Origin of the sequence: Ensifer sp. KUDG1, assembly GCF_050434285.1 — a bacterium.
GTDB lineage: Bacteria > Pseudomonadota > Alphaproteobacteria > Rhizobiales > Rhizobiaceae > Ensifer.
On sequence record NZ_JBNDIG010000002.1, the window covers coordinates 894,870 to 910,029 of the forward strand.

The 15,160-nt window shown below is 61.8% G+C and carries 15 protein-coding genes and 1 tRNA gene; 8 read left to right on the top strand and 8 right to left on the bottom strand.

Annotated elements, in window-relative coordinates:
- Positions 1–87 precede the first annotated feature (87 nt).
- The 3 genes from M2267_RS09900 to M2267_RS09910 form a co-directional block, all read right to left on the bottom strand.
- The gene (locus M2267_RS09900) at positions 88–2,544 is read right to left on the bottom strand and encodes a phosphoketolase family protein (RefSeq protein WP_429114313.1); all 2,457 of its coding nucleotides are present in this window, start codon (positions 2,542–2,544) and stop codon (positions 88–90) included.
- A gap of 205 nt (positions 2,545–2,749) precedes the next feature.
- Positions 2,750–3,415 carry a CBS domain-containing protein gene (locus M2267_RS09905; RefSeq protein ID WP_043614380.1) on the bottom strand — a complete coding sequence of 222 codons (666 nt, stop codon included), beginning with the start codon at positions 3,413–3,415 and terminating at the stop codon, positions 2,750–2,752.
- Positions 3,416–3,513: 98 nt separating this feature from the next.
- Positions 3,514–3,603 (bottom strand) — tRNA-Ser (locus tag M2267_RS09910).
- Between the two features lie 311 nt (positions 3,604–3,914).
- On the opposite strand from M2267_RS09910, the gene M2267_RS09915 reads away from it, so the two are divergent.
- The 4 genes from M2267_RS09915 to M2267_RS09930 all read left to right on the top strand — a co-directional run bounded on the left by M2267_RS09915 (position 3,915) and on the right by M2267_RS09930 (position 7,995).
- Positions 3,915–4,949: a septal ring lytic transglycosylase RlpA family protein gene (locus M2267_RS09915; protein ID WP_429114316.1), complete on the top strand. Its 1,035-nt coding sequence runs from the start codon at positions 3,915–3,917 to the stop codon at positions 4,947–4,949.
- A gap of 63 nt (positions 4,950–5,012) precedes the next feature.
- Positions 5,013–6,173, top strand: a complete 1,161-nt coding sequence (locus M2267_RS09920) for a D-alanyl-D-alanine carboxypeptidase family protein (protein WP_043614378.1) — start codon at positions 5,013–5,015, stop codon at positions 6,171–6,173.
- A gap of 116 nt (positions 6,174–6,289) precedes the next feature.
- On the top strand, positions 6,290–6,970 hold the full coding sequence (tmk, locus tag M2267_RS09925; protein ID WP_371258852.1) for a dTMP kinase: 681 nt from the start codon (positions 6,290–6,292) through the stop codon (positions 6,968–6,970).
- On the top strand, positions 6,967–7,995 hold the full coding sequence (locus M2267_RS09930) for a DNA polymerase III subunit delta' (RefSeq protein ID WP_429114320.1): 1,029 nt from the start codon (positions 6,967–6,969) through the stop codon (positions 7,993–7,995). Before tmk ends, M2267_RS09930 begins: the two co-directional genes overlap by 4 nt.
- Here M2267_RS09930 and M2267_RS09935 read toward each other — a convergent pair.
- Positions 7,990–8,295 carry a pyrophosphatase gene (locus tag M2267_RS09935; RefSeq protein WP_429114322.1) on the bottom strand — a complete coding sequence of 102 codons (306 nt, stop codon included), beginning with the start codon at positions 8,293–8,295 and terminating at the stop codon, positions 7,990–7,992. The two genes, M2267_RS09930 and M2267_RS09935, sit on opposite strands and share 6 nt — an antisense overlap.
- 178 nt (positions 8,296–8,473) lie before the next feature.
- Here M2267_RS09935 and metG point away from each other — a divergent pair, with 178 nt between their 5' ends.
- Genes metG through M2267_RS09950 form a run of 3 tightly spaced genes read left to right on the top strand, consistent with a single transcriptional unit; the run spans position 8,474 to position 11,654 of the window.
- On the top strand, positions 8,474–10,027 hold the full coding sequence (gene metG, locus M2267_RS09940; RefSeq protein ID WP_429114324.1) for a methionine--tRNA ligase: 1,554 nt from the start codon (positions 8,474–8,476) through the stop codon (positions 10,025–10,027).
- 12 nt (positions 10,028–10,039) lie between these two features.
- A complete protein-coding gene (locus tag M2267_RS09945) occupies positions 10,040–10,819 on the top strand; it encodes a TatD family hydrolase (RefSeq protein WP_043614368.1) in 780 nt (259 codons plus the stop codon).
- Between the two features lies 1 nt (position 10,820).
- Positions 10,821–11,654: an MBL fold metallo-hydrolase gene (locus tag M2267_RS09950; RefSeq protein WP_043614365.1), complete on the top strand. Its 834-nt coding sequence runs from the start codon at positions 10,821–10,823 to the stop codon at positions 11,652–11,654.
- A 32-nt stretch (positions 11,655–11,686) separates the two neighbouring features.
- Here M2267_RS09950 and M2267_RS09955 read toward each other — a convergent pair whose 3' ends face one another.
- From M2267_RS09955 to M2267_RS09970, 4 genes are all read right to left on the bottom strand, one after another.
- The gene (locus M2267_RS09955; protein ID WP_429114525.1) at positions 11,687–12,634 is read right to left on the bottom strand and encodes a phosphoribosylaminoimidazolesuccinocarboxamide synthase; all 948 of its coding nucleotides are present in this window, start codon (positions 12,632–12,634) and stop codon (positions 11,687–11,689) included.
- Positions 12,635–12,868: 234 nt separating this feature from the next.
- Positions 12,869–13,276: a hypothetical protein gene (locus M2267_RS09960; RefSeq protein ID WP_429114326.1), complete on the bottom strand. Its 408-nt coding sequence runs from the start codon at positions 13,274–13,276 to the stop codon at positions 12,869–12,871.
- A complete protein-coding gene (locus tag M2267_RS09965) occupies positions 13,277–13,801 on the bottom strand; it encodes a hypothetical protein (RefSeq protein ID WP_429114328.1) in 525 nt (174 codons plus the stop codon).
- Positions 13,802–13,930: 129 nt separating this feature from the next.
- On the bottom strand, positions 13,931–14,392 hold the full coding sequence (locus M2267_RS09970) for a GNAT family N-acetyltransferase (RefSeq protein ID WP_429114331.1): 462 nt from the start codon (positions 14,390–14,392) through the stop codon (positions 13,931–13,933).
- Positions 14,393–14,539: 147 nt separating this feature from the next.
- Between M2267_RS09970 and M2267_RS09975 the strand changes: the two genes are divergently transcribed.
- On the top strand, positions 14,540–15,160 hold the full coding sequence (locus M2267_RS09975; protein WP_429114334.1) for a helix-turn-helix domain-containing protein: 621 nt from the start codon (positions 14,540–14,542) through the stop codon (positions 15,158–15,160).

Consider the following 15,160-nt stretch of genomic DNA (forward strand, 5'->3'; position numbering starts at 1 on the left):
TCACACGCGCGAGACGCTCCTTGCGGAGCGGTTCGCAGGCCCAGACGAGCCGGGCAGGGTGATTGTCAGCCCGGCCCACGCGCAAGCCTAGACGTTATCCCCTTCGGTCGATGTGCCAGCCTTGGCAGGCTGCGCCCCCTTGACGCCCCATTTCCAGCCGCTGATCGAAGGCATGTCGTCGCCATGTTTCTCGATGTATTCGCGGTGCTCGATCAGCTTGGCCTGGATCGCCTGCTTGAAGTAAGCCGCCCGCGCGCCGAGATGCGGCAGGCGGTCGATAACGTCGCCGGCCAGATGGAAACGATCGAGCTCGTTCAGCACCACCATGTCGAACGGTGTCGTCGTCGTGCCTTCTTCCTTGTAGCCGCGCACATGCAGGTTGCCGTGGTTGGTGCGGCGGTAGGTGAGGCGATGGATCAGCCAGGGGTAGCCGTGGAAGGCAAAGATGATCGGCTTGTCCCTGGTGAAGATGCCGTCGAAGTCGCGGTCCGAAAGGCCGTGCGGATGTTCCTCCGCCGGCTGCAGCTTCATCAGGTTGACGACGTTGACGACCCGGACCTTGACCTCCGGCAGGTGCTCGCGCAGCAGCTGGACGGCAGCAAGCGTTTCCAGCGTCGGAATGTCGCCGCAGCAGGCCATGACCACATCCGGCTCGCTGTTGGCGTCGTTGCTCGCCCAGTCCCAGATGCTCACACCCATGCTGCAATGGCGCACGGCCTGCTCCATCGTCAGCCACTGCGGCCCCGGCTGTTTGCCGGCGACGACGACGTTGACGTAGTTGCGACTGCGCAGGCAATGATCGGTGACCGACAGCAGCGTGTTGGCATCCGGCGGCAGGTAGACGCGGACGACCTCCGCCTTCTTGTTGACCACGTGGTCGATGAAGCCCGGATCCTGATGGCTAAACCCGTTGTGGTCCTGCCGCCAGACATGGGAACTCAGGAAGTAGTTGAGCGACGCGACCGGCCGGCGCCAGGGGATCTCGTTGCAGACCTTCAGCCATTTGGCGTGCTGGTTGAACATGGAGTCGATGATGTGGATGAAGGCTTCGTAGCAGGAGAAGAAGCCGTGGCGGCCGGTCAGCAGGTAGCCTTCGAGCCAGCCCTGGCATTGATGCTCGCTCAAGACCTCCATGATCCGCCCGTCGGGTGAGAGGTGATCGTCCTCCGGATAAATTTCGGCCATGTAGCAGCGGTCGGTAACCTCAAGCACATCCTGCCAGCGGTTGGAGTTGTTTTCGTCCGGGCTGAACAGCCGGAAGTTCTTCGCATCCATGTTGTTCTTCATCACGTCGCGCAGGAACTTGCCCATCACGCGCGCCGCTTCCACGGTCGTTGCACCCGGGCTCGGAACGTCGACGGCATAGTCCCGGAATGCCGGCATCTTCAGGTCGCGCAAGAGCAGGCCGCCGTTTGCATGCGGGTTGTCGCTCATGCGGCGATGTCCCGATGGCGCGAGCGCCGCAATCTCCGGCTTCAACCGGCCTTCGTCACTGAAGAGTTCTTCCGGACGGTAGCTCTTCATCCATTGTTCGAGGACGCGGATGTGCTCGGGCTTGTCCATCTCCCCCATCGGCACCTGGTGCGAGCGCCAGTAGTCCTCGCATTTCTTGCCGTCGATTTCCGGCGGGCAGGTCCAGCCCTTGGGCGTGCGGAAGATGATCATCGGCCAGGCCGGGCGCTTCAGATTGCCCCTGATGCGGGCATCGTCCCAGATCTGCCGGATTTCGGCCATCGCCGTATCGAGCACGTCCGCCAGTTGCTGGTGAACCTTTGCCGGATCATGTCCTTCGACGAAATAGGGCTTGTAGCCCATGCCCTCGAAGAACTTCTTCAGTTCGTCGTGCGGGATGCGGGCGAGGAAGCAGGGATTGGCGATCTTGTAGCCGTTCAGATGCAGGATCGGCAGCACGCAGCCGTCGCGGGCAGGGTTCAGGAACTTGTTGCTCTGCCAGCCGGTCGCAAGCGGCCCGGTCTCCGCCTCGCCATCGCCGACGATGCAGGCAACAACGAGATTGGGATTGTCGAAGGCGGCGCCATAGGCGTGGCTGAGTGCATAGCCGAGTTCGCCACCTTCATGGATGCTGCCGGGCGTTTCCGGCGCCACATGGCTCGGGATGCCGCCGGGAAAGCTGAACTGCTTGAACAGTCGCTGCATGCCTTCGGCGTCTTCGGCGATGTTCGGATAAAACTCCGTGTAAGTCCCTTCCAGGTAGGCATGTGCCACCAGAGACGGTCCGCCATGGCCAGGGCCGATGATGTAGATCATGTCGAGGTCGTCGCGCTTGATCACCCTGTTGAGGTGAACATAGAGCATGTTGAGGCCCGGCGACGTGCCCCAATGGCCGAGCAGGCGCGGCTTGATGTGCTCACGCTTCAGCGGCTCGCGCAGGAGCGGATTGTCGAGCAGATAGATCTGTCCGACCGACAGATAGTTCGAAGCGCGCCAATAGGCGTCCATCAGGCGGAGTTCGTCTGATGACAACGGTGCTGCTGATTTTCCGGATGCCGTCTCTTTCATCGATGCTGTTTCAGGCGAAACCATCTGAGCCTCCCGGTCAAAAGGACCTATGCTGAAATTCCCTCCAGCTTGCCGTCGCGCAAGCCATCGCAGTCTCTCGAATTCGCTACGGTCGTTGCTGTTTTTTCTGCGGCGGGCAGGATGGTGGAACGCTTGAAGTACGAACGACAGCAGCAGGAATACGCTTGCAGCGCCGCGGACACTTGCCGCGGCGGTCTCGACGCACATGTTATTGCGGATAGGGCTCGGCGTAGTGTTCGACCACGCCGCGGACACCACGCACGTTCTCAGCCAGAATGCGCGCCGCCTTGCGGCAATCGGCAGTCTCCACATTGCCCCAGAGGTGCACGATGCCGTCGGTGACGGCGACCTTGATATCCAGGCCCTCAAGGCCGGTGTTTTCGCCGATGCGCACCAGGATGCTGCGCCGGATGGCTTCATCGCCCGCCGCCGTCTCGTCCTGCTTTGCCGACAACACAGCCTGCAGCAGGTCGGCGCGGCTGACGATACCGACGACAAGGCCGTTCCGCAGAACCGGTATGCGCTTGATCCCGCGCTCCTGCATCACCGCCGCGACCCGCGCGACGGAGGCGTCCTCGTCGATGGTCACGGGATTGGCCGTCATGGCGTCACCGACCCTCCAGGAGGACCGGCGCACATAGGCGCTCGCCCGCTCGTCCGCGGCCCCGCTCGGGTCGGCGACCGGAATGCCGCCGCCAAGCTCGCTCCGGCGAATGAGATCGCCTTCGCTGATGACGCCCACCAGGGCTCCATCACCGTCGACCACGGGGAGGCCGCTTACATGATTGTCGAGCATGATCCGGGCTGCCTGCCTGACGCTGTTGTCAGGGGACAGCTTGACGACCGACGTCGTCATTACATCTTTAACGCGCATGTCGATCCCGCTCCCCAAAGGACTTGGCACCGTCATTACGCTGCGTAAGTTAGTCCCATCTCGTCGGTTCGACAACTAGTGGGTGGCAGAAAAGAGAGTGGCGGACAGGGTGGGATTCGAACCCACGGTACGGTTTCCCGTACGCTGGTTTTCAAGACCAGAGCCTTAAACCACTCGGCCACCTGTCCTTGCCTGAAGCAACGCTCGACGGCGCGCTGGGCACGGCGTTATTGCGCGAAGCCTTGGCGCTTTGCAAGAATTAACATGCATCGCTGAAAGATTTTCTCGAGCGCTTCGAAGAGCAGGCGCGGGCAGGGACCGCGTTAACCAGCCATAAACCATAACAAGCGAAATGCGGCGCCAGCCTGTGGATGAGTTCGCATTTTCGCCTTGATGATGTCATGAATACACACCTGTTCCGTTTCGGGACGCCGAGATTTCCGCTGGGGGTAAGCGGAAGGTTTCGAGTACGGCTTTATCGATCGATGTTGTGGGACAGATGACCTCCAGTAAAAATGCGGCATTTCTGGTCAAGGGATTGCGCCTTGCGGCTATTCCGGCGCTGTGCGTCGCGCTTACCGCCTGCGGCTCCACGTCGAACGTCAAGAAAACTGCGCGGAGCAAGGAGTACTTTCCTGAATCCGTCTATGGCGTGAAGGCAAGCCCCCGCGTTGCCACCGGCAACAACATCCCGAAGGGCGGCGGACGCTTTCAGGTTGGCAAGGCCTACCAGGTCAAAGGCAAGTGGTACCAGCCCAAGGAAGACTTCGGCTATAACAAGACGGGTATGGCATCCTGGTACGGCTCGGCCTTCCACGGGCGCCTGACCGCCAACGGCGAAGTCTACGACAAGGCGCATCTGTCGGCTGCCCATCCGACCTTTCCGCTGCCGAGCTACGCCCGCGTCACCAACATGGAAAACGGCACCTCGGTCATCGTGCGCGTCAACGATCGCGGCCCCTACGAATACGGCCGCATCATCGACGTCTCCTCGAAAACGGCAGACCTGCTCGACATCAAACGCAAGGGCAGCGCGCAGGTGAAAGTGCAATATGTCGGCCGTGCGCCGCTCGAAGGCAACGACATGCCTTACCTGATGGCGTCCTATGTCGAGAAGGGCCAGCGCGGCCCGAGTGTCATGCCAGAAGGCCAGATCGCAACCGGCGTGATGGTTGCGTCGAACGAGCCGTTCCGCAAGCAAAGCCTCGGCACGATCACCGTCCCGGCCAAGGCGTCGCTCGACGTCAGCGAACCGGTGACGGCAATGGCCGCCCCCGTGCCGCAGTTTGCCCAGCAGCCGGCGTCGTTCAACGAATTCGTCATGCTGCCGGAAATCGGCCCGATCCCGCGGGAGCGGCCGGAGTACATTCCGATGCCCAACGGCAACATGGCCTATGCGGCTGCCTATTACGAAGTTCGCGTCAGCGACGCCGAATCGCCCTTCGAAGCGATCATGGTCGACAAGAAGCAGCTGACGCCGCAAGTCATCGTCGACTACGCCAAGCGCCAGAAAACCAACGGTTCGGCCCGTTAACAGTTCTCGGCGTTGTGCCAAAATGACCACGCTGCTATGCCCGAGGGGAAACCGGAGTTTCCCATGCGCATGAAGATGCTTTCGGCCGCATTCCTGGGCCTTGCGTTGTTTGCCGGCGCCGCATTCGCGCAAACGCCGGCACCCGCCTTCGACACCAAGGCAAAGCAGATCTTGCTGGTCGATGCCGAAACCGGCACGGTGCTTTTCTCGCGTGCCGAAAACGACCCAATCCCGCCCGCTTCGCTTGCCAAGCTGATGACCATGGAGGTGGTCGCCGAGGCGCTCGGCAAGGGCGAGATCTCGCCCGAGACCCTCTACGACGTATCGGAACATGCCTGGCGGACCGGCGGCGCACCGGCCGGCACTTCCACGATGTTTGCCGCTCTGAAATCGCGCATCCGGGTCGCCGATCTCCTGCAGGGCGTCGCGGTTCAGCTTGCCAACGATGCCTGCATCATTCTCGCCGAGGGCATGACCGGGAGCGAAGGTGCGTTTGCCGAACGCATGACGGCGCGCGCACGTGAACTCGGCATGCCGGTTGCGACCTTCCGCAACGCGACCGGGCTGCCCGATCCCGGCAACAAGATCACGATGAGCGAACTGGTGACGCTCGTCCGCCATCTGCATGAGGCGCATCCCGATCTCTACCGGCTCTATGCGCAGCCGGAATTCGAATGGAACAAGATCCTCCAGCGCAACAAGAACCCGCTGATCTCGGCCAATATCGGCGTGGACGGCCTGGCGACGGGCTTTGCCGAAGGTTTCGGCTTTTCGCTTGCCGCATCGCTGCAGCGCGGCGACCGCCGCGTCTACCTTGCGATGGGTGGCCTTGAGACAGACAAGGAGCGCATCGAGGAGAGCCGCAAGGTGCTTGATTGGGCGATGACCGCCTTCGAGAAGAAGCGGATCTTCACCGATGGCGAAGCGATCGGCGAGGCGGCCGTCTATGGCGGCGATGCATCTCACGTCGCGCTGGTGGCCGGCGGCCCGGTCGACGTGCTGCTGCCGGTCAACAATCCCGAGCGGCTGACGGCGCGTATCGTCTATAAGTGGCCCTTGCGGGCGCCGGTATCGGCCGGCACGGAAGTCGGCGTCGTCAAACTGTGGAACGGCGAGAAGCTTTTGCGCGAAGTCCCGGTCAAGACGGCCGGCGCGGTGGGGCAGGGAACCCTGACGAGCCGCGCGGTCGACGCCCTGCAGGAACTGCTTTTCTTCTGGCTTTAGGCCGTGGGCGCAATGCCGGCGCAGCAATGCGTCTGCCAAATCGTCACCTGACGGTTTCGCCCGGAGAACCAATCGGCTAAACAGGGCCAAATCGCATGCCGATACGGGAAAGCATGGTGTCGCTGAAAAAAGGTCTGTTCGTTACATTCGAAGGTGGGGAAGGTGCCGGCAAGTCGACGCAGCTCCGCCTTCTGGCCGAATCCCTGCGCGCGCGCGGCTACGAGGTGCTGACGACGCGGGAGCCCGGGGGCTCTCCCGGCGCCGAGGCTGTGCGTCACGTGCTGCTTTCGGGGGCTGCGGAAGCCTTCGGGGTCAGGATGGAAGCGATTCTTTTTGCCGCAGCCCGCAGCGACCATGTCGAAGAGGTCATCCGGCCGGCGCTCGACAAGGGCACGATCGTGCTTTGCGACCGCTTCATGGATTCCTCGCGTGTCTATCAGGGAATTACCGGCAATCTCGAACAAAGCTTCGTCGAGAGCCTCGAGCGCGTGGCGATCAACGGTGTCGTGCCGGACCGCACGGTGATCTTCGACCTGCCCGCCAGTGTGGGCCTCGAGCGGGCGCAACGCCGCGCCGGCGACGACAATCCAGATCGTTTCGAAAAGGAACAGCTGGAGACCCACGAGAAGCGGCGCGACGCCTTTCTCGACATTGCCAGCCGCGATTCCGAGCGGTGCCGGGTGGTGGACGCGACGCAGCCGGTCGAGGCGATCGCCGCCGAGGTGCTTTCTCTTGTCGAAGCGCTTCTGCCGCACGGCGACGGCACGGATACGTCCGCCGAGGAAGTCGTGTCATGAGCGAAAGAGCCGGCGTCCTCGATGGTGCCATTGCGCCCGCGGAGAACAATCGCCTGTTCGGCCATGAGCAGGCGGAAGCCTTCCTGGCGCAGAGCTACCGCTCCGGCAAGGGGCACCACGCGATCCTGATCGAAGGACCGGAAGGGATCGGCAAGGCCACGCTTGCCTTCCGTTTTGCCTACCACATCCTGAAACACCCGGAGCCGGCCGATGCGCCAGAAGCACTTGCCGACCCGGACCCGAGCTCGGCGATCGGCAGGCAGCTCGCCTCCGGCGCCTCACACAATCTCCTGCACCTGACCCGCCCGATCGATGAAAAGACGGGCAGGGCGAAGGGGGCAATCACCGTCGACGAGGTTCGGCGCGCCGGCAAGTTCTTCAGCCAGACCTCCGGCACGGGCAATTGGCGCATCGTCATCATCGATCCGGCCGACGATCTCAATCGCAATGCGGCCAACGCCATCCTGAAGATCCTCGAGGAACCGCCGCGCCGCTCGCTGTTCCTGGTGCTGACGCATGCGCCCGGGAAACTGCTGCCGACGATCCGCTCGCGCTGCCTGCCGCTGCGGTTGAAGCCGCTCGACGCAGCACCGCTCGGCCAGGCATTGGCGCATCTCGGTTTCGATCTCGAGGGCGAGAATGCCGGGCGCATCATCGCTGCCGCCAGCGGCAGCGTCGCCGAGGCGCTGAAGCTGATCAATTATGGCGGCCTGGAAATCGCCGCGACCTTCGAGGGCATCCTTGCGGGGCAGGGACCGGCTGTCCGAAAGGACATGCACAAGCTCGCCGACGCCCTCGCCGGCAAGGACAGCGAAACGATCTTCGATTTCTTCCAGGCCCTTGCCAGCGACCGCATCATGCGCGAGGCGCGCGACGCGGCCGTTTCCGGCGACATCATGCGCGCCGAGCGCTTCGCCCGGCTGTCAGCCACCGTAACCGAACGGCTGACCGTCAGCGACGCCTATAATCTCGACCGGAAGCAGACCATCCTGTCTTTGCTCGACGATATGAAGGCGGCGCTATAGCGTCGGCTGAAAACGCCATTTGCGCTCGATCGCCGCGTGAAGGTCGAGCTTGTGATGCTGCGCGAAGAGCAGCACATGCCCGAGAAGGTCGGCGGTCTCGTCGGCCATCTGTGTCCGGAGATCGTCCGGAGATTTCCCCTGGGATCGGCCGCGGCCGCTGAGCTTGTTCCACGCCTGGGTCAGTTCACCCATTTCCTCCTGCATCTTCAAGATGAACCAGTCGGGATCGCGCTCGATCCCGTGCGCGGCGGCATAGCCGGCCGACGCGGTTTCAAATTGGCTGCCAAGTTGATCCAGCACGACTCATCCCCTCCCAAATTGTTTCCGTTTTGTTCTATGCCCTGCACGCGAAGCGCGCAAGGAGAGGGCGCTGTCGGCGCTTGTTCCGGCCGGGCTTTTCATGGATCGCATGTTTCTTCCTTCAAGCGTATGCGCTAAGAGCGTGCGTAGCTTAATCCGAGATAGATCGAATCCGCCTATGAGAGACACGTCCCCCTTCTACATCACGACAGCGATTTCCTACCCGAACGGCAAGCCGCATATCGGCCATGCCTATGAACTGATCGCGACGGATGCCATGGCGCGCTACCAGCGCCTCGACGGACGTGAGGTTTTCTTCCTGACCGGCACGGACGAGCATGGGCAGAAGATGCAGCAGACGGCCCGCAAGGAAGGCGTGACGCCGCAGGAGCTTGCCGACCGTAACTCGTCGGAATTCCAGAAGATGGCGGTCGCCCTGAACGCATCCAACGACGATTTCATCCGCACGACCGAGGAGCGCCACCACAAGGCGTCGCAGGACATCTGGATCCGCATGGGCGCGGCGGGCGACCTCTACAAGGACTCCTACGCTGGCTGGTACTCGGTTCGCGACGAAGCCTACTACCAGGAAAACGAGACCGAGCTGCGCGCCGACGGCGTGCGCTACGGGCCGCAGGGAACGCCGGTCGAGTGGGTCGAAGAGCAGAGCTACTTCTTCAAGCTGTCGGAATACCAGGACAAGCTGCTGAAGCATTACGAAGAGAACCCGGACTTCATCGGTCCGGCAGAGCGCCGCAACGAAGTGATTTCCTTCGTGAAATCCGGCCTCAAGGATCTCTCGGTTTCGCGCACCACCTTTGACTGGGGCATCAAGGTGCCGAACGATCCCAGCCACGTCATGTATGTCTGGGTCGACGCGTTGACGAACTACATCACCGCCACTGGTTATCTCGACGATCCGAAGGGCCCGCGCGCCAAGTTCTGGCCGGCGAACATCCATGTGATCGGCAAGGACATCATTCGCTTCCACGCGGTCTATTGGCCGGCGTTCCTGATGTCGGCCGGCCTGCCGCTGCCCAAGCGCGTCTTTGCGCACGGCTTCCTGCTCAACAAGGGCGAGAAGATGTCGAAATCGCTCGGCAACGTCGTCGACCCGTTCAATCTCGTCGAGCATTTCGGCCTCGACCAGATCCGCTACTTCTTCCTGCGCGAAGTCTCCTTCGGCCAGGACGGCAGCTACAGCGAGGAGGGGATCGCCACCCGCATCAACTCCGACCTCGCCAACGGCATCGGCAACCTTGCCAGCCGTTCGCTGTCGATGATCGTCAAGAACTGTGACGGCCAGCTGCCCGTGTGCGGCCCCTTGACCGACGAGGACAAGGCGATGCTGGCGGCTGCCGACGCGCTGCACGAAGTCACCCGCGACGAAATGGGCAAGCAGATGATCCACCGGGCTCTGGCGGCGATCATTGCCGTCGTTTCCGAGACGGACCGCTACTTCGCCGGCCAGGAGCCCTGGGCGCTGAAGAAGACCGATCCGGCCCGCATGGGCACCGTGCTTTACGTGACGGCCGAAGTCGTGCGCCAGATTGCCATCCTGCTGCAGCCGTTCATGCCGGAATCCTCGGCCAAGCTGCTCGATCTGGTGGCTGCCCCGGCCGACAAGCGAGACTTTGCGGCACTCGGTGAGGCGGGACGCCTCGTCTCGGGCACGCCGCTCGAGGCGCCGAAGCCGGTCTTCCCGCGCTACGTGGCACCGGAAGCGCAGTAAGGCATTTTGAGCATGCTGATCGATACCCATTGCCATCTGGACTTCCCCGACTTCGAAGCGGAGCGTGATGCCATCGTCGCGCGGGCGCACGAAGCCGGTGTCGAGCAGATGATCACGATCTCGACCCGCGTAAAGCGGTTCGAGACGATCCTCGCGATCGCCGAAAGCTATCCGAACGTCTTCTGTTCCGTCGGTACCCATCCGCACAATGCGGACGAGGAACTGGATATCACAACCGAGGAGCTCGTCAGGCTTTCGGCCCATCCGAAGGTGGTGGCGATCGGCGAGGCGGGTCTCGACTATTTCTATGACAACGCACCGCGTGAGGCCCAGATCGAAGGCCTGCGCCGTCACATAGCGGCCGCCCGCGAGACCGGGCTGCCGCTCGTCATTCACAGCCGCTCGGCCGATGACGACATGGCGGCGATCCTGACCGAGGAGACCGGGAAGGGGGCCTTCCCTTTCCTTCTGCACTGCTTCTCTTCCGGTCCGGAGCTTGCCCGCATCGGCGTGGAACTCGGCGGTTACGTGTCGTTCTCGGGCATTCTGACCTTCCCGAAATCCGAAGAGCTGCGCGAGATCGCCAAGACCGTGCCGCATGACCGGATGATCGTCGAGACTGACGCGCCGTATCTCGCGCCCAAGCCGTTCCGCGGCAAGCGCAACGAACCGGCTTACGTCGCCCATACGGCCGCCGTGCTTGCTGAGACGATCGGCGTGACCACCGAGGAGATTGCAAGGATCACCACGGAGAATGCTTTCCGCGTCTTCTCCAAGATGCCGAGGCTCTGACGTGGCGTTCCGGCGCGCCTTCACCATTCTCGGCTGCGGCTCGTCACCAGGCGTGCCGCGTATCACCGGTGACTGGGGCGCCTGCAATCCTGAAAACCCGAAAAACCGGCGCATGCGCGCGGCCTTGCTGGTCGAGCAGATCGCGCCCGACGGTGGCAGGACGAGCGTCGTCATCGACACCGGACCGGATTTTCGCGCGCAGATGGTCGCAACGAATGTGCGCCACATCGATGCGGTGATCTATACCCATGCCCATGCCGACCATCTGCATGGGATCGACGACCTGCGCGGCTACGTCATCGAAAACCGGAGGCGGGTGCCGATCTGGGCCGATGCCTATACGATGGGCCGCATTCGCGAAGGGTTTGGCTATTGCCTGGAATCGCCGCCAGGCAGCGGCTATCCGCCAATCGTCGAGCCGCACATCATTCCCGATGACCTGTCGCCGGTGGTGATATCGGGCGCCGGCGGGCCGATCGCGTTCCGGCCGCTGATGCAGTTTCACGGCAACATCCACTCACTCGGCTTCCGCATCGGGGACTTTGCCTATTGCAGCGACGTCAGCGATTTTCCCGCAGAAACCGTCGCCAAGCTCGGTGGCCTTGATCTGCTGGTGATCGACACGCTGCAATACAAGTTCCACCCGAGCCATCTGTCGCTGGTGCAATCGCTCGGCTGGATCGAGCGCCTCAAACCGAAGCGGGCGGTGCTGACGCACATGCACGTGCCGCTCGACTACGACACGGTGCAAGGCGAGACGCCTGATCATATCGAGCCGGCATACGACCTGATGCGGCTCGAATTCGATGTTGACGATCCTGCGTTCAGCGCCTAATTCAGATTAGAATAAATATCTAATATACTGATTTATTTCGCGAAATATGGTGTCAGGTTGGCGCGAATGCGATCCAGAACCGTCGCACCCGACAGATCCGGAACAAAGCGCTGGCCGGTGATCTTCTCGAAGGCTTCGATATAGACCGCCGAGGTCTGCTCGATGAGATCGACAGGGATTTCCGGGATCGCATCCTTGTAGGGATCGCAGCGCGCGGTGACCCAGGCGCGCACGAAATCCTTGTCAAAACTCCTGGGACGTTCGCCGCGCTCGAAGCTTTCCTGGTAGCTGTCAGCGATCCAGTAGCGGCTGCTGTCCGGCGTGTGGATCTCGTCGGCGAGAATGATCGTGCCGTTTTCGTCGGTTCCGAACTCGTACTTGGTATCGACGAGGATCAGGCCGCGCTCGGCGGCGCGCTCTTGGCCGCGGGCAAACAGTGCGAGCGCATATTGCCAGACGGTGTCGAGTTGCTCCTTCGTCAGCAGTCCTTGCTCGAGGATCGCCTCAGTCGAAAGCGGCTCGTCATGGCCGCCGTCGAACGCCTTGCTGGTGGGCGTGATAATCGCCTGGGGCAGTTTCTCGTTGTCGCGCATGCCGTCCGGCAAGGTGATGCCGTACATCTCGCGCTCGCCGTTGCGGTACTTGGTCAGGATCGAGGTGCTGGTGGTTCCGGCGAGATAGCCGCGCACGACGACCTCGACCGGCAGAATGTCGAGCCGCTTGCCGATGACGACGTTCGGGTCCGGATAGCTGACCACATGGTTCGGGCAGATGTCGGCGGTTTCCTCAAACCAGTAGCGCGCCGTCTGGGTCAGCACGTGACCCTTGTTCGGGATCGACGTCAGGATGACGTCGAAGGCGCTGAGGCGGTCCGTCGCGATAATGATGCGATTGCCATCGGGCAGGTCGTAGTTTTCGCGAACTTTGCCTTTGTAGCGGTTTGGCAGTTCCGGAATGAAAGCATCTGAAAGAACGCGCAATTCGCTCATCGCATCTGGCCTTGAAAATGAGGTGTTCGGTGCAGGAACGCTAAGCAGGCTAGAAAGGCTGGGTCAAGCTCGCCAAGGCAACGTTACGCCGCAATCCATGCTTTCCGGCACATACGTTAGTTCCATAATCTATCTTATGTGATCTTTGTATGTAGCCGCAAAGTTAAAGTGTCCTGATCCTGCAAAGTTGAAATATAGCTCCCCCGGGTTTTGGATGAGATGGCTCTAACGGTTGGCCCCGCATGGGGAGTTCGTTCCGTATCGCGCGTGGAACTGCAACATCTTCTGGACACTGTTTATCTCTGTCCTCGCGACTTTGCCTTTCTTGAAGGAAAGAAGCGCGGCTGGTTTTCCCGTGCAGTTTCTACGGACCGCTTTCATCACAGGACCATCGATGAAAACATAATGGTTCAGATCGACACAGTTGGCGGATGCCGAAACTATGAAGTTGCCTTCGCTGTCGCAGCTTTCCGTGTAACGATAATTTTTGGCGGTCGCTTTCAGGCGATCCAAAGCTGCCGCCTCGCTGAAAGTATCCCAGAAAACGTAACCGCCAACGGCCATGAACACGAAGAGCGTGCTTAGCCTTAGAAGGCCTCGAGCGACCGTCGGCGATTCTTCATCCTCGTGCATTCATGCTCCCAGCGCTTGCCCAAAGCGCGCCCTCATCACTTGCGTCACGTCCCTGTCTCTCGGGCCGCTTCGAAAGCGGTACGCTCTTCCATGTAGGCCGATGGGTAGGTCTTTCATCATCGTCTTTCGCCAGGCTTCCTGCTCGGCGTTGATCAGCGCCAATTCCCAAACACAGGCAATGACCGGTCTCCGTGTCGCATCCATTGGCTCAGAAGCCGAATAGAGCTTGCGATAATTGTGCTGACACAGGACCGAGCCCTGTATCCACCAGTGCGCAGAGATGGAGATACCGAGGCTGCCGGGATGGATGATGACAAAGCCGAGGCCGTTGCTGTCGCCCTCAGCCGCCACGCGCGGAATCACGTCCCGTCGGACGAATGACTGAGCGAGCACCACCATCGCATCATCGACGTGGCGGCCATCGGCTGCCAGACCATAGGCTTTGAGCTTGAGACCGCCGATGTCCCAATCGCCCAGGTTGGAAACATCACGTGGGCGGTAAACCTCGATCGTTCCGGCATTCATCGGCACGCTCCCATCGATACATTTGTCTCCCACCACCTTGGGTGGCGACATTCAGGGAAAAACGACGAGCTGCCAAGGGGGGCAGCAAATAGTGGCAATGCATCGCGTGGAGACGCTCAACCGGGCAACCTACCCCGGCTCAGCTCCTTTCAGTTCCTTGACCAAGCGTTCCGCCGGACCAAAGTCGGTTATCTCCATCCCGGCGGATTGGAACCCCAAGGACCGATAGAAGGAAATCGCATATCCGCCGGATGTCACCCACATCTTGAGCGCGCCCGCACTGGACGCACGCTGCTCCGCTTCCGCCAGCAGCAGCTTGCCGATGCCGCGTCGCCATGCACTCGGATCGACAAAGATAGCGTCCAGCTCTGCAGATTCGCTGGACATGGGCAGCACAGTACAGAAGCCGATGACCTCACCGTTCGCTTCGGCAACCAGCGAATTCGGGAGATGTTCCTCGGCGATCCCGAAGACATCAGGATTGTCGAGAAGTTCCTTGTGGTGATCGCCGGTTGCCAGCGAAGCAAGGCGCTGCACCTCTTCGAGGCGATCGTGATCGGCTTTGGTTGCCTGGCGAAGTGTTGGCCGCATGACTGGTCCCATTGAAGTGAGCCTGAATGGTTGGAAGGCTCTGCATAGCCGAAATCGTGCATGCTACGCGGGCACTCAGCGCCCCCTACCCGCATTAGGCGCCATGATCGCCTTGACAACAAAAATTGTCAAGGCGATCATGGCCGCATGCTCGATCTCGACGTCATAGATGCGCCGGCCGCTGCCGCGCTTGCCCTGGAGCCGATCAAGGCCCGTTTGCTGGCGGAACTTGCCGCGCCTGCATCGGCTGCTGCGCTGGCTGTGCGGGTGGGCCTGACGCGCCAGAAGGTCAACTACCACCTGCGTGCGCTTGAGGAGCACAAGCTGATAGAACCGGCTGAGGAACGCCGCTGGGGCGGGCTGACCGAGCGGCTGATGGTCGCAACCGCCACATCCTATGTGGTTTCGCCGGCGGCGCTGGGGCCGATCGCCGCCGATCCCGGGCGCAGCAACGATCGGCTGTCTGCGAGCTATCTGGTCGCACTGGCGGCCCGCATGGTCCGCGAGGTCGGCGGGTTGTTGCGCTGCGCCCGGGCGCAGGACAAGCGGCTGGCGACGCTGTCGATCGACACCGTCATCAATTTTCGCTCGCCCGCGGAGCGCGCCGCCTTTACCGCCGATCTCGCCCAGGCGGTGAGCACGCTTGCTGCACGCTACCACGATGAAAGTGCTCCGGGAGCCCGGCCGCACCGGCTCATCATCGCCTCCTACCCTGCGCCAAGAGATGACGGCGCAGCCAACGGCGACCCCAACGACACCAACTCCTGA

Coding starts and splice junctions, on each gene's coding strand:
- M2267_RS09900 (WP_429114313.1), bottom strand. CDS start 2,544: ATGGTTTCGCCTGAAACAGCATCGATGAAAGAGACGGCATCCGGAAAA.
- M2267_RS09905 (WP_043614380.1), bottom strand. CDS start 3,415: ATGCGCGTTAAAGATGTAATGACGACGTCGGTCGTCAAGCTGTCCCCT.
- M2267_RS09915 (WP_429114316.1), top strand. CDS start 3,915: ATGACCTCCAGTAAAAATGCGGCATTTCTGGTCAAGGGATTGCGCCTT.
- M2267_RS09920 (WP_043614378.1), top strand. CDS start 5,013: ATGCGCATGAAGATGCTTTCGGCCGCATTCCTGGGCCTTGCGTTGTTT.
- M2267_RS09930 (WP_429114320.1), top strand. CDS start 6,967: ATGAGCGAAAGAGCCGGCGTCCTCGATGGTGCCATTGCGCCCGCGGAG.
- metG (WP_429114324.1), top strand. CDS start 8,474: ATGAGAGACACGTCCCCCTTCTACATCACGACAGCGATTTCCTACCCG.
- M2267_RS09945 (WP_043614368.1), top strand. CDS start 10,040: ATGCTGATCGATACCCATTGCCATCTGGACTTCCCCGACTTCGAAGCG.
- M2267_RS09960 (WP_429114326.1), bottom strand. CDS start 13,276: ATGCACGAGGATGAAGAATCGCCGACGGTCGCTCGAGGCCTTCTAAGG.
- M2267_RS09965 (WP_429114328.1), bottom strand. CDS start 13,801: ATGAATGCCGGAACGATCGAGGTTTACCGCCCACGTGATGTTTCCAAC.
- M2267_RS09970 (WP_429114331.1), bottom strand. CDS start 14,392: ATGCGGCCAACACTTCGCCAGGCAACCAAAGCCGATCACGATCGCCTC.
- M2267_RS09975 (WP_429114334.1), top strand. CDS start 14,540: ATGCTCGATCTCGACGTCATAGATGCGCCGGCCGCTGCCGCGCTTGCC.